This is a genomic window from Hymenobacter setariae, from assembly GCF_007713685.1.
GTDB classification, from domain to species: Bacteria; Bacteroidota; Bacteroidia; order Cytophagales; family Hymenobacteraceae; genus Hymenobacter; species Hymenobacter setariae.
In genome coordinates this window covers 886945-908064 of sequence record NZ_VMRJ01000002.1, presented here as the reverse complement: position 1 = coordinate 908064, position 21120 = coordinate 886945, and the positions used below count along the sequence as shown (strand labels likewise).

General features: G+C 58.2%; 18 protein-coding genes. 14 read left to right on the top strand and 4 right to left on the bottom strand.

All coding sequences use genetic code 11. The features are described from left to right. The first annotated feature begins 139 nt into the window (after window positions 1-139). Entirely contained in the window at window positions 140-1414 is a 1275-nt protein-coding gene (gene ilvA, locus FNT36_RS10230) for a threonine ammonia-lyase IlvA (RefSeq protein ID WP_144847105.1), read from the top strand. Window positions 1415-1432: 18 nt separating this feature from the next. Here ilvA and FNT36_RS10225 read toward each other — a convergent pair whose 3' ends face one another. Further along, window positions 1433-2503, bottom strand: a complete 1071-nt coding sequence (locus FNT36_RS10225; RefSeq protein ID WP_144847103.1) for a lipase family protein — start codon at window positions 2501-2503, stop codon at window positions 1433-1435. 78 nt (window positions 2504-2581) lie between these two features. Then, window positions 2582-4456, bottom strand: coding sequence for a right-handed parallel beta-helix repeat-containing protein (locus FNT36_RS10220; protein ID WP_144847101.1), 1875 nt, complete (start codon window positions 4454-4456; stop codon window positions 2582-2584). A gap of 137 nt (window positions 4457-4593) precedes the next feature. On the opposite strand from FNT36_RS10220, the gene FNT36_RS10215 reads away from it, so the two are divergent. From FNT36_RS10215 to FNT36_RS10200, 4 genes are all read left to right on the top strand, one after another. Continuing rightward, window positions 4594-6243, top strand: coding sequence for a CTP synthase (locus tag FNT36_RS10215; RefSeq protein WP_144847099.1), 1650 nt, complete (start codon window positions 4594-4596; stop codon window positions 6241-6243). Between the two features lie 213 nt (window positions 6244-6456). Beyond that, window positions 6457-8238: a membrane protein insertase YidC gene (yidC, locus tag FNT36_RS10210; protein WP_144847097.1), complete on the top strand. Its 1782-nt coding sequence runs from the start codon at window positions 6457-6459 to the stop codon at window positions 8236-8238. Between the two features lie 121 nt (window positions 8239-8359). Next, window positions 8360-8872, top strand: a complete 513-nt coding sequence (locus tag FNT36_RS10205) for a DUF6438 domain-containing protein (protein WP_144847095.1) — start codon at window positions 8360-8362, stop codon at window positions 8870-8872. Window positions 8873-8945: 73 nt separating this feature from the next. After that, window positions 8946-9440, top strand: coding sequence for a DUF6438 domain-containing protein (locus FNT36_RS10200; RefSeq protein ID WP_144847093.1), 495 nt, complete (start codon window positions 8946-8948; stop codon window positions 9438-9440). A gap of 17 nt (window positions 9441-9457) precedes the next feature. Here the strand turns inward: FNT36_RS10200 and FNT36_RS10195 are convergent, their stop codons facing one another. Further along, window positions 9458-11218 (bottom strand): ABC transporter substrate-binding protein, encoded by a 1761-nt coding sequence (locus FNT36_RS10195; RefSeq protein WP_144847091.1) that lies wholly within the window; start codon window positions 11216-11218, stop codon window positions 9458-9460. Between the two features lie 60 nt (window positions 11219-11278). On the opposite strand from FNT36_RS10195, the gene FNT36_RS10190 reads away from it, so the two are divergent. The 8 genes from FNT36_RS10190 to FNT36_RS10155 all read left to right on the top strand — a co-directional run bounded on the left by FNT36_RS10190 (window position 11279) and on the right by FNT36_RS10155 (window position 18648). After that, entirely contained in the window at window positions 11279-11959 is a 681-nt protein-coding gene (locus FNT36_RS10190; protein WP_144847089.1) for a metal-dependent hydrolase, read from the top strand. 153 nt (window positions 11960-12112) lie between these two features. Continuing rightward, window positions 12113-12922: a ParA family protein gene (locus FNT36_RS10185; protein ID WP_144847087.1), complete on the top strand. Its 810-nt coding sequence runs from the start codon at window positions 12113-12115 to the stop codon at window positions 12920-12922. A 392-nt stretch (window positions 12923-13314) separates the two neighbouring features. After that, window positions 13315-14292 carry a ParB/RepB/Spo0J family partition protein gene (locus tag FNT36_RS10180; RefSeq protein ID WP_144847084.1) on the top strand — a complete coding sequence of 326 codons (978 nt, stop codon included), beginning with the start codon at window positions 13315-13317 and terminating at the stop codon, window positions 14290-14292. A gap of 46 nt (window positions 14293-14338) precedes the next feature. Next, complete coding sequence (locus FNT36_RS10175) at window positions 14339-15076, top strand: DUF5683 domain-containing protein (protein ID WP_144847082.1); 738 nt, start codon at window positions 14339-14341, stop codon at window positions 15074-15076. Window positions 15077-15196: 120 nt separating this feature from the next. Beyond that, window positions 15197-15898 carry a DUF5683 domain-containing protein gene (locus FNT36_RS10170; RefSeq protein WP_144847080.1) on the top strand — a complete coding sequence of 234 codons (702 nt, stop codon included), beginning with the start codon at window positions 15197-15199 and terminating at the stop codon, window positions 15896-15898. A 94-nt stretch (window positions 15899-15992) separates the two neighbouring features. Beyond that, window positions 15993-16715, top strand: coding sequence for a 4-hydroxy-tetrahydrodipicolinate reductase (gene dapB, locus FNT36_RS10165; RefSeq protein ID WP_144847078.1), 723 nt, complete (start codon window positions 15993-15995; stop codon window positions 16713-16715). 150 nt (window positions 16716-16865) lie between these two features. Further along, a complete protein-coding gene (lepB, locus tag FNT36_RS10160) occupies window positions 16866-18035 on the top strand; it encodes a signal peptidase I (RefSeq protein WP_144847076.1) in 1170 nt (389 codons plus the stop codon). Window positions 18036-18153: 118 nt separating this feature from the next. Then, window positions 18154-18648, top strand: coding sequence for an HNH endonuclease (locus FNT36_RS10155; protein WP_144847074.1), 495 nt, complete (start codon window positions 18154-18156; stop codon window positions 18646-18648). Window positions 18649-18744: 96 nt separating this feature from the next. Here the strand turns inward: FNT36_RS10155 and FNT36_RS10150 are convergent, their stop codons facing one another. Continuing rightward, complete coding sequence (locus tag FNT36_RS10150) at window positions 18745-19656, bottom strand: alpha/beta fold hydrolase (protein ID WP_144847072.1); 912 nt, start codon at window positions 19654-19656, stop codon at window positions 18745-18747. A 179-nt stretch (window positions 19657-19835) separates the two neighbouring features. Here FNT36_RS10150 and FNT36_RS10145 point away from each other — a divergent pair, with 179 nt between their 5' ends. Further along, window positions 19836-21086 (top strand): DUF3298 and DUF4163 domain-containing protein, encoded by a 1251-nt coding sequence (locus FNT36_RS10145; RefSeq protein ID WP_144847070.1) that lies wholly within the window; start codon window positions 19836-19838, stop codon window positions 21084-21086. Window positions 21087-21120 lie beyond the last annotated feature (34 nt).

Below are 21120 nucleotides of genomic sequence, written 5' to 3'. Positions count from 1 at the left end.
AATAAAACCCAAAAACTGTCATGCTGAGCTTGCGAAGCATCTTCTCACGCTAGGGCAAATGCTCCACCCGTAATAAGATGCTTCGCAAGCTCAGCATGACAGTTTTTATGTATTGCGCTGGCAACAGCGCCCCTACCCCATGCCTGACCTAGAAGCTCCCGCGGCTACGGCCGTCACCCTAGAAAACGTCGAGCAGGCGGCACGCCGCCTCAAGGGCGTCATTACTAAAACACCGCTTATTCACAACCTAGGGCTGTCGCGCAGCTACGACGCCACGGTACTGCTCAAGCGCGAGGACTTGCAGGTAGTGCGCTCTTACAAAATTCGTGGGGCTTATAATAAGATTGCCACGCTGCCGACTACTGTACCGGCCCGCCAGATAGTGTGCGCCAGCGCCGGCAACCATGCCCAAGGCGTAGCCTATGCGTGCCAGCTCCTAGGGCTGCCGTGCGACATCTTCATGCCGGCTCAAACGCCCGCGCAGAAGGTGGACAAAGTGCGGCTTTTTGGCAAGGACATGGTGACGGTACACCTCACGGGCCGCACGTTTGACGACTGCTACCACGCGGCGCAGGCCTTCTGCGACGAGCGCGGCAGCACCTTCGTGCATCCTTTTGATGACCTAGCCATTGTGGAGGGCCAAGCCACGGTAGGGCTAGAAATTCTGAAAGCAACCCACGATACGCCAATTGACTTCTGCTTTATGCCCATCGGCGGCGGCGGGCTGGCTTCGGGGCTAGCGAGCGTGTTTCGCCAACTAAGCCCGCACACCAAGCTCATCGGCGTGCAGCCCCTAGGTGCACCCAGCATGCACGACGCTATCCGGGCCGGACAGCGGCAGGCCCTACCCAGCCTCGACACCTTCGTGGATGGCGCGGCCGTGAAGTGCCCCGGCGAGCTCACGTTTGAGATTTGCCAGGCGCTGCTCGATGAAGTGCACCTCGTGCCCGAGGGCCAAGTGTGCGAAGACCTGCTCAAGATGTACAACGAGGAAGGTATGGTGCTAGAGCCGGCGGGCACGCTCGCCATCTCGGCCCTGCACGCCTACGCCGACCAGATAAAAGGCAAAACGGTGGTGTGCATCGTGAGCGGCTCCAACAACGACATCACCCGGATGGAGGATATCAAGGAGCGCGCCCAGCGCCACCAAGGCCTCAAGCACTACTTCATGGTGCGCTTCAACCAGGCGCCCGGCGCGCTACGTCGCTTCGTGAACAACGTGCTGGCCGAGGGCGAGGACATCATTCAGTTTCAGTACATCAAGAAGAACAACAAGGAGAAAGGCCCCGTTTTCATCGGCGTCGAGGTGAAGAATCCGCACGATGTGGAAGGTATCAAATCCCGCATGGAAGCCGAAGGCTTTGGCTTTGAATACCTGAATGGGCAGCAGGACTTTCTGAGCTTGCTGGTCTGAAACACCTATCTGAAGGCCCTAGGGCAGCTTTTCGGCCAAGTAATAGTATGGCTGAAACAGGTGGTGCCGAAATAAATAGGCGGGGTCATTAGGGTACTTAGCATAGTAAGTAGCGTCGGCGGGCAGCACGATGGTGGGGCCAACGCGCACGTAGTTAGCACTGGGAAAGTAAGCGGGCGCCTGGTACGTGGGCAGGCTTTTCTTGACGGCCTTGCCTACGTAGCCACCTAGGTAGCGCTGGTAGCGGCGCTGTGCTCGGCGTGAAGGGGCCGCCAGTTGGTGGTAGGCATGGCGTGCCACCAAATTCTTAGGAAAGGGCTGCTTTTTAATAATGGCCCCTACGCCCACAAATGGGTTGGCCGGGTTGAAGTCGGTAGTAGTCTGCACCGTAAGCGGCACCTCGGGCACCCAGTCGGCGGGGTTTACTACGTTTACGGCCCAGCCACCTTGGGTGGCGCGCTCGTAGTCGTAGGCGTAGTAGAGGTTGCCGGGTTTGGGGGCGGCGCTGCAATAAGTCTTGATGCGAATATCGGCTGGCAGTTGCCCCTGGGCTTGCAGGCTGCGCAGATGCGAGGTCAGCAAGAAAGCGATGGCCCCGCCTTGGCTATGGCCCATGATAATAATATCGCGGGTACCGCGGCGGTAGCACGAGTCGATTTTGTGCCGAATGCCCTCTGCCTGAAACGCCATCCCAAGGAGCCAACCTGCATGCACGGCCGCCTGCGGATTGGTAGCTAGGTGGTAGGCAAACGTGCGGGTTGGCGAAAGCCGTAGCTCGCCAGTGGCAGGCAGCATGGCGGCATATAGATTTTCGAGCCAGCTTTCCTGCGCCTTGGTAGTGCCCCTGATGCTGATAACGGCCTGCGGCTGGGCGCCAGCTTTGGTCCACAAGTCCCAGCGATTATCGAGCCCCACCACTGGCGAGCGATACGCCATGGTGAACTGCCGCGGCCGCGGAATACCTACCCAAAACGACGAATCGAGGCCACCCATGCGTGCATGCAGGCGCAGCAGCTCTAGGTACTCGGCCTTGTCGAAGCCGGGCTTCAGCGCTTGGGCGCGTAGGCTACCGGCACTCAAGAGCAGCATGGCACCTAAAAGGAAATGCCCGATTGAGCGGCCCGAGCATAACGCCCGGTGGCGGTGCAACATGCTATTCTGCATAAGTTAATCGGTGGAGGCTTGAGAATAAGCTGCCGACAGCTCAGGATGTTTGCTGCGCAGGGCGCCCTGGACGAGGTGCAGTTTGCCCCGGCCGGTGGTTATAACCTTGGCCTGCGGGTCCTGAAAAAAATACGCACCGTCCTCAATTAGCAGTTGGCCTGCAATGGTGACCTGAGTATGGGGTGGTAGTTCGAGCGCCCCTCCCTTCTTGATAACCAGCTGCGCCTGGGGGCCGATATACAGTTCCGGCTCTTTACCAGGCACTTGTTTCAGAGCCAGTATATTATCTGGTCCCACCAGCACACGCGCGGCCCCGCGCGCGCCAGGCTGCCCAATAGTTAACCCATTTTGTACCAGGTAGCGGCAGCCGGGCGCCAGCAGCCGAAGTTGCCCACCGGACCGCACCACGATTGACTTTTCCGCCTCGGCCGTGCCGAGCCCGAAGCTAGCGGGCGCGGGCGTGGCCCGCTGCGGCCCACCCTCCACAGTAGTAACGCCGCTGAAAACTACGTTTGTCAACAAGTTATCAACACCTAGTGGCGGCTCAGCCTGGTTTAGCACAAAGGTGCAGTTTTGCAGCCGGAAGGCACTAGCCGAATCGGCCGCAGCAGTCGCGGCGTACAGCAGGCCATTGCGTGTGCCCACAAAGCGGCAATTGGTGAAACTCATCGCGCGGGCTTCCTTATTTGAATACACCAAGTGCTGCCCATAGGCAGGCTGGCCGTGGTACGGTCGGTCCTCGAAGGTGCAGCCCACGAAGCGCGTGGCCTCGGTACGTAGGGCACAGCCTGTGACGAAGGCGCCGTAGATGCGGCAGTTTTCAAATAGGAAGTCAGTTTGCCGCACCCAGGCCGACCAATTGGTGATTCCCCAGAGCAAGCAATTGCGAATGACGATGTTCTTGGTAGTGGGTGGGCCATCGCCGTAGCGGTCCGACACGATGCCCTGGCCGGCGTTGTCCACAAAACGACAGTTTTCGAGGCGCACGTTAGCCACGTAACCGCCCTCAGGCTCGATGTCCACGCCAGCGCCGGGGTTGGAGTACAGCGGCTTACCTAGGGCCGGAATGACGACTCGCCCCGTGTGGCTGAAGCTGCAATTGACGGCCCGCAGCCCATTTACGCCCGTGATAGACAAGCCCTGCCGGCCGTTGTAGTCGAAGCGCGAGTTTTCGAGCAGAATGTCTTCCTGCGCGGGGTCGTCTAGTTTTTTAGCCAAGTGACTAAGAACCTGAATACCATCGCGGCCAAAGTGATGTACTGCTAGCTTACTCAGGCGCACGTGCCGCGAGTTTCTAACAAAAATCCCGTCGAACGATTGCTGAATGCCCGTGTCGCCCCAGTGGCCACCCACGAGCAGGTGTTCGCTGTTGCCATTGATGGTCAAGTTAGTAACCTGCACATTCTCACAATCTTGCAGCGACATTGCTATGCCGCCGCCCACGCCCCAGCTCCACTCGGTAAAGAAGGCCTTGGGCGACTCGTACACTGCGTGGGTGGTGGGGTCGAAGGCACCGTAGCGCAAGCTGTCGGCGTAGCGAATTTCAGTGGTGGCGCTGTCGGCGCCCACGATACTCAGATTGCGGCAGCCGACGAAAGACAGTGCATCGCCTAGGCTGCTAGTATTGGGCTGCCCTATGCGATACACCCCGGCCGGAATGTGCAATACGGCACGCCCCGCCCCGGCCGGCGTTTTGGCGCGCTGATTGAAAAAGTCGGCCGCACGCACAAAGGCGGCGTGGTCGTTGGCGCGGCCATTGCCTAGCGCGCCAAAATCTTTTTTCAGGTCCTTGTGCAGCACGGCTTGGGCAGCCGCGGCATAGCCCACCAATAGCAGCAGTGCAACCAGCCAACTGGCTTTTAATCGTTCTAGTATCATACCTCAAGTGTACGGCAACGGCCTCGGATGGCGGAACAACTAGTGAAAAAGACGGGCATGCGGCACCTAGGAACACTCCCCCCGGCCTACCCCACAAGCGTCGCACCCCGAATTTCAGCGTAACTTTGTCCCCCGTCATGCCCGAACGCCCCTCCTCCCCCAGCGCGTCGGCCGCGAAGTATATCTTCGTCACCGGCGGTGTCACCTCCTCACTCGGTAAAGGAATTATTTCCGCCTCCCTAGCCAAACTCTTGCAGGCCAGAGGCTTCCGAGTCACAATTCAGAAATTTGACCCTTATATTAACATCGACCCTGGCACGCTCAATCCCTATGAGCACGGCGAATGCTACGTGACCGACGACGGGGCCGAAACTGACCTAGACCTAGGCCACTACGAGCGCTTCCTGAACGCGCCTACCTCGCAAGCCAACAACGTAACCACCGGCCGCATCTACGACACCGTCATTCGCCGCGAGCGCGAGGGCGCTTTCCTCGGCAAAACGGTGCAAGTGGTGCCCCACATCACCGACGAGATTAAGCGGCGCATGCTGCTGCTGGGCCAAAACGGTGAGTTTGATATAGTAATTACCGAAATAGGCGGTACCACCGGCGATATCGAGAGCCTACCCTTTGTGGAGGCCGTGCGCCAGCTGCGCTGGGAGCTGCCACCCAACGACTCGCTCGTGATTCACCTCACGCTGCTGCCCTACCTGGCAGCCGCCGGCGAGCTCAAGACCAAACCCACCCAGCACTCGGTGCGCGACCTGCGCGAGGCTGGCTTGCAGCCCGACATCTTGGTGTGCCGCTCCGAGCACCCCATCCCGGCCGATATGCGCCGCAAGATTGCGCTGTTCTGCAACGTCAAAATGAACTCCGTTATCGAGAGCCTCGACGCCGACAGCATTTACTCGGTGCCACTGCTCATGCTCAAGGAGGAGCTCGACGCCCGCGTTATCAGCAAGCTGCGTCTGCAAGGTGGCCACACCCCCGACCTAGAGGAGTGGAAGGAGTTCCTAGGTCGCCTCAAGAACCCAACCGAGGACGTAACCATCGCCCTGGTAGGCAAATACGTAGAGCTACCCGATGCGTATAAATCTATCATAGAGGCATTTATTCATGCCGGTGCTTTCAACGAGTGCAAGGTAAAAGTTCGCACCATTCAGAGCGAATTTTTAACTCCCGAGAATGCGGCGCAGCAGCTTGAAGGCGTAGATGGCGTGCTCGTGGCGCCAGGCTTTGGCGAGCGCGGCTTCGAGGGCAAGATAGAGGCTGTGCGCCACGTGCGCGAAAATGGCATTCCGTTCTTTGGCATTTGCCTGGGCATGCAAGTAGCTGTGGTAGAGTACGCTCGCCACGTGCTAGGTCTGCCGCAGGCCAGCTCTACCGAGATGGACCCGCTTACGCCCGACCCGGTTATCGCCCTCATGGCCGACCAGAAAGACGTGACCCAAAAGGGCGGCACCATGCGCCTAGGTGCCTACACCTGCGAGCTCAAGCGTGGCTCGCGTGCAGCTAAGGCCTACGGGCGCAACACCATCAGTGAGCGCCACCGCCACCGCTTCGAGTTCAACAACGAGTACCTAGAGCGCTTTGAGGCGGCCGGCTTGTCGGCCTCGGGCATCAACCCCGACACCGGTCTAGTAGAGATAGTGGAGCTGCCCCGCGAGGTGCACCCCTGGTTTGTGGGTGGCCAGTTTCACCCCGAGCTCAAGAGCACCGTCGAGAATCCGCACCCGCTGTTTGTGCGCTTTGTGAAGGCTGCTATCCAGTATAAGAAAGGCCTGTAATGAAGCGCTAGCTTACGGTATTAAGCTACCTCCCACGTCTGTCATTGTGAGGAGGAACGACAAAGCAATCTTTCCTTTTTGCATAGCTGGCAGTAGCCAACGCGAAGGAAGGATTGCTTTGTCGTTCCTCCTCGCAATGACAACTTTATTTAAACCTTCCCCAGCCTGCCGCGCCCGGCTGTACCTTTGCCCCTCGTATTCTTTTTATTGTAAATGGACCGCAACCAAGCAACTGGCCTTTTTCTAATTTCGGCCCTGCTCCTGGTGTACCTGTTTTTCTTCTCCCCTAAAGACAAGGTGGAGCAAAACAAAAGCCAGGCTACCACTTCTACCGCTGCCAAAACCGTGGCGCCAACGCCCGGCGTAGCGCCCGTGCCGCAACTCGACTCGGCAGCCGGCCCAGTGCGCAGCATCGAGCTGAAGAACCCCGAGCTCACGCTGACTTTCTCCACGCAAGGGGGCCGCGTAGCTGCCGTGCGCCTGAACAACTACAAGACGTTCTTCGGCAAGCCGCTTGACTTGTTTGATGCCCAGAGTGCCCGCTACAATACCAAGTTTCGTACCCTAGGTGGGCAAACTATCGACTTTGCGGGGCTGAACTTCTCGGCCGGCGACCCTGTGGCTACAGCCGATGGCGGCCAGCAGCTCGCCTTCACGGCTCCCGTGGGCGGCGGCACCGTCACCCAGACCTACACCCTGCCCAAAACGGGCTACGAGGTGAAGTACAACCTGAAACTGGCTGGCGTACAAGTAGCCCAGGAGCCGCTGCAATGGTCGTTTACGGACAATGTGCGCCAGACCGAACAGGATATCAAGCAAAACCGCAACCACACCACCATCAACCACTACTCGGCGGGCGGTACCCAAAACAACCTGGCCGAAACCAGCGAGAAGCCCGAAGAAAGCAAGGTAACCGAGCCTCTGACCTGGGTGGCCGACAAGCACGACTTCTTCGTGGCCGGCATCGTGGCCGACTCGCAGCCCTTCACCGGTGGCCAGTTCAACGCCAACGTGAACCTGGCCGACAGCACCTTCATCAAAGGCCTGAGCACGCAGTTGGGTATTCCGGTGGCCGACGCAACGAGCGCCAACGGTAGTAACTACCGCCTCTTCTACGGCCCCAACCAGTTCAACCTGCTTAAGAGCGTGGCGCCTGAGTTCGACCGCAACGTGTACCTGGGCTGGGGCTTGTTTCGCTGGGTAAACCGCTTTGTGGTGATTCCGGTATTCAACTTCCTGCAGCAGTATATCAGCTCCTACGGCCTTATTATCGCCCTGCTGGTAGTGCTCATCAAGCTGGTTACCTGGCCCTTGACTTACAAGAGCTACGAGAGCCAGGCCCGCATGAAGGTGCTGAAGCCGGAAATCGACGCCATCAAGGAAAAGTATGGCGACGACCAAATGAAAGTTCAGCAGGAGACCATGAAGCTCAACCAGGAGTTTGGGGTATCGCCGCTAAGCGGGTGCATACCGCAGTTGCTGACACTGCCGATTCTGTTTGCCATGTTCCAATTCTTCCCCAACGCGATTGAGCTGCGCCAGCAGCCTTTCTGGTGGGCCACCGACCTGAGCACCTACGACAACCTGATTAAGCTGCCGTTTACGCTGCCCTTCCTAGGGTCGCACATCAGCATTTTCACGGTGCTGATGACGATTTCGACGCTCTTCATGACCTACCAGAGCAACCAGACGAATGCGGCCGCCATGCAGGGCCCGATGAAGTTCTACAGCTACCTCATGCCACTGATTTTCTTCTTCGTGCTCAACAGCTTCGCCGCTGGCCTAACCTGGTACTACCTCGTGTCGAACGTAGTGACAATTGGCCAGCAGGCGCTAACTCGCTCGTTTGTGAACGATGATAAGATTCGTGCGCAGCTCGAAGCCAACAAAGTGAAGAACAAGGACAAGAAGCCTAGCGGCTTCCAGGCTCGCCTGGCTGAGGCAATGAAAACTGCCCAGGAGCGCGATGCTCAGTCCCGCAAAGGCAAGGCCTAGGTCGCTTTTTAGCCTTCGTTTACAACAAGCAGTCGGCCTGTGTGGGAGCTTCTCTCGCGCAGGCCGACTGTCGTTTTGGCCCGGTTTTCGAGTACAAGCACCTATCTTTTTCTCTTGCACCATGCGCCATTTTGCTTATCCGCTGGCTTTCGTGGCTGGTTTATCCGCCTGCTCGCAGCACGCAACGCCGCAGCAGCCTACTTTTCAGAAGCCGCGCACGGTTTCGACTATTCCTATTCACACCTTCCCCAGCGATACAGCACTGGTATTTCAGCGCACGCCCTGCTACGGCACTTGCCCAGCTTACACGGCCACCGTCTTTCGCAACGGCAAAGTGAGCTACAATGGGGAGCGCTCGGTACCCGTGATGGGGCAGCACACGTTTAGCCTCGACCAAGCTACCGTAGCAGCCATGCTCGACGAGGCACGCCGCCGCAATTTCAATAGCTTAGAACACAGCTACCACGCGCGCGTAACAGACCTCCCGGCTACCATCATCACCACCTATCTGCCGGGGCAAAAGCACTACCAGGTAATGGCCGAGCGCGGGGCGGCCCCTCAGCCACTGCAAGGGTACATCGACTACCTAGGCGCGAAGCTCGACCCGCTGGCGGGGCTCAGCACCCAGCGCTAGCAGCTCTAGGTGCTGTTTTAAGTCGGACTGCTATCTAAGCCTTCTTTATCACTATCTCGCCAAATCAGCTCCTATGAAACACTTCATCTGGCTGCTCATGCTATCGCTCAGCTTGCCGGCTTGTGCTCAGCGCAAGCTTCCGCGCCGCAGCAAGGCCTCTACCAGCCTAGCCAAGCCAGCGCAAGCCACCGAGCCAGTACTGGTGTTTCAGCGTACGCCTTGCTATGGCACCTGCCCAGCTTATAAGGCTACCATCTTTGCCGATGGGCGCGTGGAGTACGATGGCCAGCGCTTCGTCACGCTCCTAGGCAAGCACACGCTACGCCTGCCCGTGGCCACCGTGCAGGGTATGCTAGCCGAAGCCAAACGCATTGACTTCAACAGTCTGCAAGCGCGCTACTCGCATAATACCTCCGACCTCCCCTCCACCATTATCACGGTGCACCCAGTGGGCCAGTCCGCCAAAGTTGTGTCGGCTGAAGAGGACTATCCCGAAAAGCTGCAAGGCTACATCAACTACCTCAAGGCCAAGCTCGACCCGCTCGCCGACACCAAACCAACGGAATAGTCACCTAGGCAGCCTGCTTACAGCTTACGCACCTGCTCTAGCAGCAGCTGGTTCATGGGGTTGGGCGTGAGGCCGCGCACGTTGTTCTGCGTCAGGCGAATGACTTCGTCGTAGTAGAGGCTGACAACCGGACTTTCGGTTACAATGAGGCGGTCCATTTCCTGATATAGAGCAGTGCGGCGGGCGGCGTCCTGCTCGCGGCGCGCTTGGTTGTACAGCGCGTCGTAAGCGGCCGACTTAAAGTGCGTCTTATCGGGGCCGCCGGGGCTGAAGTTGGGACTGTAGAACAGCGAGAGGTAATTCTCGGCATCTGGGTAGTCGCCCAGCCAGCTTTTGCTGAAAAAGGCCGCCCGGCCATTGTCTACCAGTTCTTGCTGCGTAGCGGCCTGGTTGATATCAATTTGAACCTGCACGCCTACGTCGGCCCAGTTTTTTTGAAGGTATTCGGCCACAGCCTTGCGCTCGGCCACGGTGCTCAGGCGCAGGCGTAGCGGCCTGCTCTGCCCATAGCCCGCTGACGCCAGCAGTTGCCGCGCCCGCTGCGGCTGGTAGGTGTAGCCGGGCACCTTAGTAAGCGAAAACGATGGTAGCGCCGCCGGCACAAAACCCGACGTGCCCGGCAAGCCCACGTGGTTGAGTACGTAGGCCGTCAGCTCGGGCTTGTTGAGAGCGTAGTTGAGCGCTTGGCGCACGCGGCGGTCGCGCAAAGCGCGGCCCTGGGCCGCCTGCTCGCCGGTGAGATTGGTCGAGTCGAGCTGAAACCCTAGGTACTCCGTATTGAGGTAAGGCGCCTTCTGCACCGTAAAGCGTCCTTTGAAGTCAGCCCGTACGGTGCCATCGGTGTTCATCACCAAGTCGCGCGAGCCTTCGCGGATGCCGCTTAGGAAATCTAGCTTGCCTTGCAGAAAGGTTAGAAATTCCGTTTTGCGGTCGGCGATGAAGCTGATTTGTACGGCATCTAGGTAGGGCAAAGGGCGGCCCTGCGCATCGCGCCGCCAATAGCTGGGGTTGCGGTGCAATAGCAACACATTGCCGGTGTCCCAAAGCTTAAATTGAAACGGCCCCGTGCCTACCGGATGCTCGCGGAAATCCTTGCCGTACTTCTCTACCGCCTCGTGGGGCACCACGAAGGCATAAGGCATCGTCAGGATGCTCAGGAACGGTATAAACGGCTCCTTCAGATGAATCCGCAGCGTAGAGTCATTAGCCGCCACGAAGCAAGTATCGCTGATGTTGCCTTTACTGTCTTCCAGCACTTTGCCCCGAAATATCCAGCCACCCGGTGAGGCGGTGGCGGGGTCGAGTAGTCGCTTGAAGCTGTATACAAAATCGGCAGCTGTAACAGGACGGGTAGCAACCGGAACTGAGAGGTTATTAGCCGCCGTCATTTTTGCATCAAGTTCGGGATGCAAATCAGCTTCAGAAACTGGGAAGACCTCCTGACTTTCATGAAAACACACATCCGGCCGCAGCCAGAACGTGTACGTCTTGCCATCAGGCGAAATGCTGTACCGCCGCGCCAGCGCCGGCGCGGGCTGTAAGGTCGAATCCAACTCCAGCAGCCCGTTGTAGAGCTGCGACACGGCCCAGATGTTGGCTTGGTTACGCGTAAAGGCTGGGTCGAGCGAAGTCAGCGCCTCGGGTTGGTTGTAGCGAAACACGCGCCGCTCGTCGGCGGCCGACAGCGGAGGCTGGCCGCAGGCGGCCAGCAGCACCGCCCCTAGGGCCAGCTTTAGCCAAATCAAACCGCTGCGTAGGCGCAAATCGTGTAGAAACATCTATTTAGGGTGTCGGTTGCAAAGGTAGGTGCCGCGTTGGCCCATTCATTTCTTCTTCCCATGCAGCTTACTTATTTCGGCCACTCCTGCTTTCTGGCCACCATCGGCGGCACGCGCGTGCTATTCGACCCTTTCATTCGCCCCAACCCGCTGGCTAAAGATGTCGATGTTGACGCCATCGAAGCCGATTTCATCCTGCTTTCGCACGGCCACGGCGACCACATTGCCGACGCCGAGGAAATCGCCAAGCGCACGGGCGCTAAAATCGTGGCCATCGCCGAGATAGCCGGCTACTTCGGAGCCAAGGGCATCGACGGCATTGGGGCCAACCTAGGTGGCAAAGTGAAGCTGCCCTTTGGCACGGTGCACTTCGTGGCCGCCGCCCACAGCAGCTCGTTCCCCGATGGCTCTTACGCTGGCGTACCGGTAGGCTTTGTCATCAAAACCAATGAAGGCCAGACCTTTTACTACGCCGGCGATACCGGCCTGACGTACGACCTCAAACTCATCAAAGACTGGTATCAGCTCGACTTCGCCCTGCTGCCCATCGGTGACCACTACACCATGGGCGTGACCGACGCGCTGGTAGCCGCCGACTGGGTGGGCGCCACCGAGCTCATCGGCATGCACTACGACACCTTCCCGCCGCTGGTCATCGACCATGCTGCCGCTCAGGCCGAGGCTAAAGCCGCTGGCAAAAACTTGCGGCTACTCGCTATTGGCGAAACTATCAGCCTCTAATCCACCTTTCCTAGGTGCCTTTTGGATTCGCCAGCGCCCCTAAGGCTTGGCGAATCCATTTTTTTTAGCCTTATTTTGTAGGTTGAACTACGCCGGCCGCACCGGCCGTTAAGCTACCGGGCAGCGCCCCTCTTCTGTATATTTTCGTTTGTTATGGGTAAAATCATCGCGGTAGCCAATCAAAAAGGCGGCGTTGGCAAGACTACTTCGGCCATCAACCTGGCCGCCTCGCTGGCGGCCCTCGACTACCGCACCCTGCTAGTCGATGCCGACCCGCAGGCCAACGCCACGTCGGGCGTAGGTTTCGACCCTAAGGACATCGAAAACAGCGTGTACGAGTGCATGGTCGATGGCATTCCGCCAAAAGATATTATCCTACAAACCAATATCTTGCCGCACCTCGACCTGATGCCTTCGCACATCGACCTAGTAGGCGCCGAGGTAGAGATGATAAACCTGCCCAACCGCGAGGAAAAGATGAAAGCGGCTCTGCGCCCGCTGGCCGCCGAGTACGACTTTATCATCATCGACTGCTCGCCCTCGCTGGGCCTCATCACGGTGAATGCCCTCACGGCCGCCAACTCGGTTATCATTCCGGTGCAGTGCGAATACTTCGCTCTCGAAGGCCTAGGTAAGCTTTTGAATACTATCAAGATTATTCAGAGCCGCCTCAACACAGACCTCGAAATCGAAGGCATTCTGCTCACGATGTACGACGTGCGCCTGCGCCTCTCTAATCAAGTAGTGGAGGAAGTGCAGATGCACTTCCAGCAGCTCGTGTTCGACACCATCATCCCGCGCAACGTGAAGCTCTCGGAGTCACCGAGCTTTGGCATCCCCGTCATTCTGCACGATGCCGAAAGCAAGGGCGCGGTGAGCTACCTCAACCTGGCCCGCGAAATAGTGGAGAAGAACAGTGTGGAGGCTAACCCCGAGGAAGAAGCCGCTGACGAGGTAGCGTAGCCTTACGGTCCTGCCTCCATAACCAGTAACTACCGCGAGGTACCTACTTACTAGTTAAGTATATTGCTAAGCCCAATTCGGTATCTTCCACGATACTGAATTGGGCTTTTTGGCTTTGCTAAACGTGCCAGAGTTCAGTAAGCCCAGACGAGGAACGACTATTTCCGATTGGCTATTTACCGCTGAGTGGTAGTATGGACAGAAGAAATTTGTGGCTTTAATGAGCGCAATCGGCAGGGGCGCATAGCGAAGCCTTTCTTGAGAAATAGTGCATTCCGCCTAGATTCAAGTGATTAGTAGATGCCAAAACTTTCCACCTTGCCCTTCGCTCGCTAGGCCGTAATTTTGAGATTCAGCGGCTCCTTTACTTTTGGGCCACGCTGCTTGGTACTATGTCTGCAGAGAAGAACGAAGATAAAATTCAGGCCGCCCTGGCTGCCAACCCCGCTGCCGCGGCTGCGGCCAAGCGCAAAATTGGGGGCTTGGGCCGGGGGCTCAACGCTTTGATTGAGGGCAACTTTGACAAGCCCAGCGAGCGCGTGCTAGCCAGCCCTAACCCCGTGAACGTGGTGGGGCTCATTCCAGTGGGTCAAATAGAAACAAATCCCTACCAGCCGCGCACGCACTTCGACCAAGAGGCGCTGCAAGAGCTGGCCGAAAGCATCCGCACCCAGGGCATCATTCAGCCCGTGACGGTGCGCCAATTGGGCCCCAACCAGTACCAGCTCATCTCGGGCGAGCGGCGCCTGCAAGCCAGCAAGCTAGCCGACCTCGACAGCATTCCGGCCTACATCCGTAAGGCCGACGACCAGCAAATGCTGGAAATGGCGCTGATTGAGAACATTCAGCGCGAAAACCTCAACGCCATCGAAATTGCCCTTTCGTACCAGCGCCTGCTAAGCGAGTGTAATCTGCGCCAGGAGGACCTAGGCGAGCGCGTGGGCAAAAACCGCTCGACGGTGACGAACTACCTGCGCCTGCTGAAGCTGCCACCCGATATCCAGATTGGCCTGCGCGATGCTGTCATTGGCATGGGCCACGCCCGCGCACTCATCAGCATGGAAGACCCGCAGCAACAGGTGGCGCTCTACCGCCGCATTGTGGTAGAAGACTTGTCGGTGCGCCGCGTAGAGGAACTGGTGCGCCAGGGCGCCAACCAGCCAGCGGCTGGCACCAAGCCGGGGCCGCGCGAGCAACCCGCGTCTGTGGTGCCGGTGGCCGAGCTGCGCCGCACCGAGCGCCAGCTCACCGACCACTTTGGCTCGAAGGTGCAATTGCGACCGGGTGCGCAAGGCCGGGGCGAAATCAAGATTTCCTTCGATTCGGTGGAGGATATGCAGCGTATCCTGCACATTTTGCAGCCCGCCTAACGCGTTGAATACTACGGGCCGACGGCTTAGCGTTGGCCACCTTTGTATGCAACATCCTCTTCATGCTGCTCCGCGGTGGGCCTGGTTTTTAGGATTACTGCTGTGCCTAGGTCTGGCTCGACCGGCCTGGGCACAGCTGCCCTCCACAGCCGTCGTCGACCCCGACCTCACGCGCCCCATGACCGACACGGCTCGCGTGGCGCCGAAGCTCACCAAAAAGCAAAAGCGCGAGCAAGCGGCTGCCGACTCGGCCCTCAAAACCGAGCGGCTATTTGGCCTACGCCTCACGCGCCCCCAGAAGGCACTGATACTGGCGGGCATCGCGCCAGGCGCAGGACAGATTTACAATAAGAAATACTGGAAGCTGCCGCTCGTGTATGGGCTATTAGGTACGCTAGGTACGGTCGAGTATTTCTTCCAGACGCACTACAGTGCCTACCGGGATGCTAAAAGATTAATAGAGCGGGAACCAACCAAGTACCTTCCCTTGGTTGCGAACGCGGCATCAACACCTGTACCAGATTTTCGCAAAGGTGCTGAAAACGAGAATTCTACCGCTCGCATCGAGAGTGGCATTGTTTTTTACCGCCGCAACCGCGACTTATACATCTTGCTGTTTTTAGCGGGTCATGGCCTGCAAATGCTTGATGCGATAGTGGACGCCAACCTGCACGATTTTGATGTGGGCAAGGACCTCACGCTCCACTGGCAGCCAGCATTGCTGCCCGTACCGGGGCAGCTGATTCCTGGGGTAGGTGCTACCATAGCTTTGCGCGCGAAGTAGCCTCCAGCATAATAATACTCAGTGCGCAAGCGGCGCAGGTTGTTTTTACTACTCTCGTCTGGTTGCCAGGGCTAGGCCGCTGCATTGCGGCTAGCTCTGGTAGCTTCACCTATCTTTTGCATGAAATTATTCTCTCACGCATACGGAGGATGGGTTCTGCTCCTAGGAATGCTAGGTGTAGGTGCGGCACAACCAGCCCAGGCACAGCTGCCTTCTACGGCCATAGTTAGCCCCGACCAAGTGCCTACTTCCGCGGACACTGCTCGGGTTGCTCGCCCACTCACCAAGCGGCAGAAACGCGAAAAAGCGGCGGCTGACTCCTTGCTAAAAACGGAGCACTTACTGGGCATGCGCGTGACGCGGCCCCAAAAAGCCGGCTACTTAGCTATCATTCCGGGGGCGGGCCAACTGTATAATAAAAAATATTGGAAGCTTCCATTGGTCTACGGCATGGTAGGCGGGCTAGGGTACTGGGTCAATTTTCAGCGGCTGCTTTACCTCGAATACCTCCATGCCTACGACAATGTCAGCTCGAATGCGCTGGTCCTGCGTGACCCGGCCCTAGGTAGCCGCGCTAGCCGAGAAAACTCACTGACTGGTATTTATAGCGGCCTAACGGGCGCACGCCATTACCTCGACTTATCGCTGCTTGTATTTGCGGCGGGCTACAGCTTGCAAATTTTAGATGCAGTAGTTGATGCTAATCTGCATGATTTTGATGTAGGTCGCACCCTAAGTCTCCATTGGACACCCGCGCTGCTACCAATGCCCGGGCGGCCGTTGCCCGCTGCGGGCGCTACCGTAGCTTTGCGCGTGAAATAGCTTGATGCCTAGTACTTAATGTTTAGTGGTAGCCCCATCGAATAGCAAGTACCACTTACTAAGCACTCTAAGCCTTGAGCACTAAGTACTAATTATGAGAATTGTTCTGATTGGCTACGGCAAAATGGGCCGCACGCTAGCCGACCTAGCCCCCGCCCACGGCCACGAAGTAGTGGGCATTGTAGACCAACACGCCTCGACGCAGCGCATCGAAGACTTTACGCCTGCCACGGCCGATGTGGCCATCGAGTTTACCCACCCTGAGTCGGCTTTTGCTAACGTGGTGGCCTGCCTGCGCCAGGGCCTGCCGGTGGTGTGCGGCTCCACGGGCTGGCTGCACCACTTCGACGAGGCCAAGGCGCTGTGCCAGGACCTAGGTGGGTCGCTGTTCTACGCCTCTAATTTCAGCGTGGGCGTCAATCTGTTCTTCCATTTCAACGAGTACATTGCGGCCAAGATGAACCAGTTTGCGGCAGGCTACGATGTGCAGATGACTGAAATTCACCACGTGCACAAGGTAGACCAGCCCAGTGGCACGGCTCTCACGGCGGCGCAGGGCATCTTGGCCAATTTCCCGGCCAAGAACACTTGGCGCAATGCCCCTGCACAAGCGCCCAATGAGCTAGCGGTGCTCAGCGAGCGGCGCGGCGAAGTGGTGGGCACCCACGAGGTGCGCTATGTATCGACCGCCGACACTATCGAGCTGCGCCACGAAGCGCACTCGCGCGAGGGCTTTGCAGCCGGGGCGCTACTAGCAGCGGGCTGGCTGCCGGGCCGGCCGGGCGTCTTCGGAATGAATGACCTCCTAGGACTCTAAACGCCGCCCTTGTGAGGAGGCACGATAAAGCCATAAGCCGAAGACGAGTTGCCTAGGTGTCATTGCTTCGTCGTTCTTCCTCGCAATGGCAGGCGCAGTTGTTTATTTGCCAGATAATTTATTGGCTAGCTCCGGCTTGCTTTCTGTTTCATGCTCGTTCGCAAAAAAGACCCAACCGCCCCGCCGCCCCCGCCCAAGAGCAAATCCCGCGAATGGGTTGATTCCTTGCTGTTTGCCATCATCGCGGCCACGCTCATTCGCTGGGCCACGTTTGAGGCCTACACCATTCCGTCGCCGAGCATGGAAAACTCGCTGCTAGTAGGCGACTACCTGTTTGTGAGCAAGCTGCACTACGGGCCCATCACGCCCCAGACGCCGCTGCAAGTGCCCCTGACGCACCAGACGGTGCCGATTCTGAATGTTAAGAGCTACTCCGATGCCATTCAGCTGCCTACTTACCGCTTTCCGGGCTTCAGCAGCATCAAGCGCAACGACGTGGTAGTGTTTCACGTGCCGCATGAAAGCCAGTATCCGGCCGATTTGCGCACCAACTACATCAAGCGCTGCGTGGCGGTAGCTGGCGACACCATTTCCATACGTAGTGGGCAGGTGTACCTCAATGGCCAGCCCGGCGCCATTGCGGGCCAGCTGCAAACCACCTATTTCATGGAAGTAGCCTCGGCCAATGACGAGGTGCGCCAAGCCCTGCACGACCAAGGCGTGGTAGACTACACCCAGCCTGACGGCATTCCGGCTTTGAGTGGCAACATGCACGATGCCAATAAGCTAGGCTACTACATCAGCTGCACAGCGCCGGTAGCCGAGTACTTCAAGAAGCAGTCCTACGTGAAGTCGATGGAGGTGTACGACGGTGACTTGCCGCCCAACAGCCTGTTTCCGGACGTGGCTGATAAGTATGGCTCGGAGGCGCGCAGCGCCACGCCCCGTAACTGGAACCTCGATACCTACGGCCCTTTGCCAGTACCTAAGAAAGGCCAGACCATCGCGCTTAGCCCCGGCAACGCGGCTATCTATTACAAGATAGTAGCTCAGTACGAGCACAACGCAAACGTGGCGTGGGACACTAAAACGGGTATGATTTTGCAGGATGGCAAGCCGCTAACTAGCTACACCATCAAGCAGAACTACTACTGGATGATGGGCGACAACCGCCATAATTCGGAGGACTCGCGCTTCTGGGGTTTTGTGCCCGAAGACCACGTGGTAGGCAAGGCCGTGCTCATTTGGCTCTCTGTTGACCCCTTCGGCGACTTCTGGCACAAAGTGCGCTGGAATCGCCTCTTCCATACTATTGATTAGCAGTAGGCTATAATTTAACTCGGCCCTGGGCCCCTCGGTGGAATCTTCGCCGGGGGGCCCTTGTTCATATGGGTGAAATCTAGTAGCTTGCAGCGAACTAGAATTTCGCCTACCGTATATGGACCAAAAAGTGCTTGTACTAAATGGCGACTACACCGCCATTACCTTATGCAGTGTACAGAAAGCCTTTGTGCTTTTATTTCTGGATAAAGCCGAAATGGTGGCCAAGTCGGAAAACGGCGTGATGCGCACGATTTCGCAGGCCTTCCCCAAGCCCAGCATCATTCGGCTGGCGCGCTATGTGCGGGTGCCTTACAAGGGCATTGCGCTCAGCCGCCACAACATCTTTAAGCGCGACCAGTACGAGTGTCAGTACTGCGGCTCGACTAAAAATCTCACCCTTGACCACGTGCTGCCCCGCTCGCGCGGTGGCGACTCGGGCTGGACCAATCTCGTAGCCGCCTGCTCGCGCTGTAACCACGCCAAGGGCCAGCGCACACCGTCGGAGGCCAATATGCCCCTACGCACGCAGCCTAAGAAACCCACGCTTACTGGTTTCTTGAAGCTGTCGGCCGGCACCCTCGACCAGAATTGGCACGCTTACCTAGGATAGCCCTCCCGGGTAAGTGCGACGGTACTACATCACTCTCAATAAAAAAAGCCCCTGACCTATCTAGGTCAGGGGCTTTTTTATTAAGGCGCAAGGCGTTTAGTAAGCGCTGCGGTTGTCGCTATCGTCACGGTCGGCTACCGTCTCACCTTCGCTGAAGTCTTCCGACACAGGCTGACCACTTACAAACGTCAGAATATCGCGGTTGAGGCGGTCCTGGGCGGTTACGTTCAAGCCGTGGGGCTCGCCATCGTACACTACCAGTTGGGCATTGGGCACCAGCTTCACAGCTTGCTCGGCACTGTTTTCGAGCGGCACCGTTTTGTCGGAGCTGCCGTGGATGAAAACGGCGGGCACTTTAATAGTAGCTAGGTCGCCGCGGAAGTCGGTTTCGCTCCAAGCCTTCACACAGGCCGTAGTGGCGCGGGGCGAGGCCGGCAGGGCCAGGCTTAGGCTCCAGTCGAGAGTAGCCTGGCTTACGGGCTTGCTGATGAGGCCAGCGCCGTAGAATTTTTTGCCAAAATCGCTGAGGAAACCGGGGCGGTCTTTGCCTAGGTTCTCAATCATGTCGTCGAAGGTCGACTTATCAACGCCGTTGGGGTTGTCGTCGGTTTTGAGCAGGTAGGGCGTCACGGCGCTCACAAACATGACGCGGCTCACGCGAGCACCGTTGTGGCGACTCATGTAGCGGGCCACTTCGCCGCCACCCATCGAGAAGCCTACTAGGGTCACATTTTGCAGGTCGAGGGTATCGAGTACCGCTTTCAGGTCGTCGGCCAAGGTGTCGTAGTCGTAGCCATCCCAGGGCTTATCCGAATAGCCAAAGCCACGGCGGTCGTAGGCCACCACGCGCTTGTTGTGCAGCGGCAATTCGGCCAGCTGATATTCCCAAGAAGCGGCGCTGAGCGGCCAGCCGTGAATGAGTACAATGGGGTCGCCTTGACCGTAGTCGCAATAGTGCAATTCAATGGCCTTGCCGTGAGCATCTTGGCCAACTTTGATGAGATTCATAGAGGAGAAGCGTAGAATGAGAAAAACCTGGTCAGCTATACGCAGGGCCTGCGCAATAGATTGTTAAAGTCATAATTTTATAACCTTATAGTGTAGGGCTTAGCTAGCCTAGTGGCATCTGGCACGATGCCACCTAGGTGGTGGGCGCTGGCCCGGCTCCTACCGCCTTCCTTTGTGCTATGAAACGCTCCCTGTGCGCCTTGGCGGCGCTGCTTGCCCTAGCGGCCTGCCATACCCAAACCAGCCAGCCCGGCACCGCTACCGAAGCCGACACGGCAGCCGAGGCACCAGCCGCTAGCCAAGCCGCCCCAACCAACTCGCCAGGTACGGCTTACCAGGTGTATCGAGCATTGCTGCCGGGCCAGGCCGATAGCATTACGCTGCACCTAGTGTCGGCACCCCGCAGCTTCAGCGAAGCCCAAGGCACCAGCAGCTATGGCAGCTACTACACTTCCGACGGCCACCCCTACTCTTTGATGAGCCAGCCCAGCGCTGCCCCCGATAGTGTTATTCTTTTCGACTCCAGCCCCGAAAAGGCAGTGGGCCCAAGCGGCGACAATCTCTTTTGGCGCCTGCACCGCCAGCCGGGCCGCGCCGACTTGGCGGGTACCGTGGGTGGGCAGCCCGTGCGCCTACGCGCCGTGGCGCCCGCCGCGGGCGCACTCACGTTTGTGGTGCGCTACTTTGCCGATTCAGCCGCTGCTTTTCCCAAGGAAGCGAAGTCGCCGGTGGGCCGCATTAGCGTGCAGGCACTGGTGCCCCTAGGTGGCGAAGAAAAGCCCCGAATCGCCTTAGAGAACAACATGCTGCGCGACCTGCGCGGCGATACGCTCGACGGCTTACCCACTATGCCGCTGGTTATGCTTTACAAGCAGCAGCGGCGGCAGTTCTTTCAAGACTACCGCCAAGATGCCACCGACAGCCGCCCCGCCCCGGCCGACACGGCCGGTATTGGGCCCTTCGGCATCGGCATGAACTATGAAGACCAAACCGCAACTTATGTGCTATATCAGCAAGGTAATCTACTGAGCCTAGGATTCTTCCATTACAACTTTAGCGGCGGCGCCCACGGCAACTATAGCCTGATGCCCGCCAGCTACGACCTGCGCACCGGCCGCCGCCTGCGCTACAATGATATTTTTCGGCCTACTGCGGCCCAGCAATTGCCTTCTCTACTTGGGCAGGCCGTGCGGCCTTTACTCGGCCTGCGGCCCGGCGAGCCGCTCGACAAGCAGCTTTTTGTGAGTAAGATGCCCGTCACGCACCAAGTATTTCTGACCGCCGGCGGCGCTGTTTTCGTGTACCAGCCCTACGAAATCGCGTCTTATGCCCAGGGTGAAATCCACGTTTTTGTGCCGTTGGCATCGTTGCGCCCGCTGCTCCGTGAGGACTTGCCGCTACCAGCGGCCGCTAACGTAGCTGCCCGTTAACCACTACCCTAGGGCGGTACCAGCGAAACCAGAC

Coding starts and splice junctions, on each gene's coding strand:
- FNT36_RS10155 (WP_144847074.1), top strand. CDS start 18,154: ATGGACCAAAAAGTGCTTGTACTAAATGGCGACTACACCGCCATTACC.
- lepB (WP_144847076.1), top strand. CDS start 16,866: ATGCTCGTTCGCAAAAAAGACCCAACCGCCCCGCCGCCCCCGCCCAAG.
- FNT36_RS10205 (WP_144847095.1), top strand. CDS start 8,360: ATGCGCCATTTTGCTTATCCGCTGGCTTTCGTGGCTGGTTTATCCGCC.
- dapB (WP_144847078.1), top strand. CDS start 15,993: ATGAGAATTGTTCTGATTGGCTACGGCAAAATGGGCCGCACGCTAGCC.
- FNT36_RS10185 (WP_144847087.1), top strand. CDS start 12,113: ATGGGTAAAATCATCGCGGTAGCCAATCAAAAAGGCGGCGTTGGCAAG.
- FNT36_RS10180 (WP_144847084.1), top strand. CDS start 13,315: ATGTCTGCAGAGAAGAACGAAGATAAAATTCAGGCCGCCCTGGCTGCC.
- ilvA (WP_144847105.1), top strand. CDS start 140: ATGCCTGACCTAGAAGCTCCCGCGGCTACGGCCGTCACCCTAGAAAAC.
- FNT36_RS10195 (WP_144847091.1), bottom strand. CDS start 11,218: ATGTTTCTACACGATTTGCGCCTACGCAGCGGTTTGATTTGGCTAAAG.
- FNT36_RS10225 (WP_144847103.1), bottom strand. CDS start 2,503: ATGCTGCTCTTGAGTGCCGGTAGCCTACGCGCCCAAGCGCTGAAGCCC.
- FNT36_RS10145 (WP_144847070.1), top strand. CDS start 19,836: ATGAAACGCTCCCTGTGCGCCTTGGCGGCGCTGCTTGCCCTAGCGGCC.
- FNT36_RS10220 (WP_144847101.1), bottom strand. CDS start 4,456: ATGATACTAGAACGATTAAAAGCCAGTTGGCTGGTTGCACTGCTGCTA.
- FNT36_RS10215 (WP_144847099.1), top strand. CDS start 4,594: ATGCCCGAACGCCCCTCCTCCCCCAGCGCGTCGGCCGCGAAGTATATC.
- FNT36_RS10190 (WP_144847089.1), top strand. CDS start 11,279: ATGCAGCTTACTTATTTCGGCCACTCCTGCTTTCTGGCCACCATCGGC.
- FNT36_RS10170 (WP_144847080.1), top strand. CDS start 15,197: ATGAAATTATTCTCTCACGCATACGGAGGATGGGTTCTGCTCCTAGGA.
- yidC (WP_144847097.1), top strand. CDS start 6,457: ATGGACCGCAACCAAGCAACTGGCCTTTTTCTAATTTCGGCCCTGCTC.
- FNT36_RS10200 (WP_144847093.1), top strand. CDS start 8,946: ATGAAACACTTCATCTGGCTGCTCATGCTATCGCTCAGCTTGCCGGCT.
- FNT36_RS10150 (WP_144847072.1), bottom strand. CDS start 19,656: ATGAATCTCATCAAAGTTGGCCAAGATGCTCACGGCAAGGCCATTGAA.
- FNT36_RS10175 (WP_144847082.1), top strand. CDS start 14,339: ATGCAACATCCTCTTCATGCTGCTCCGCGGTGGGCCTGGTTTTTAGGA.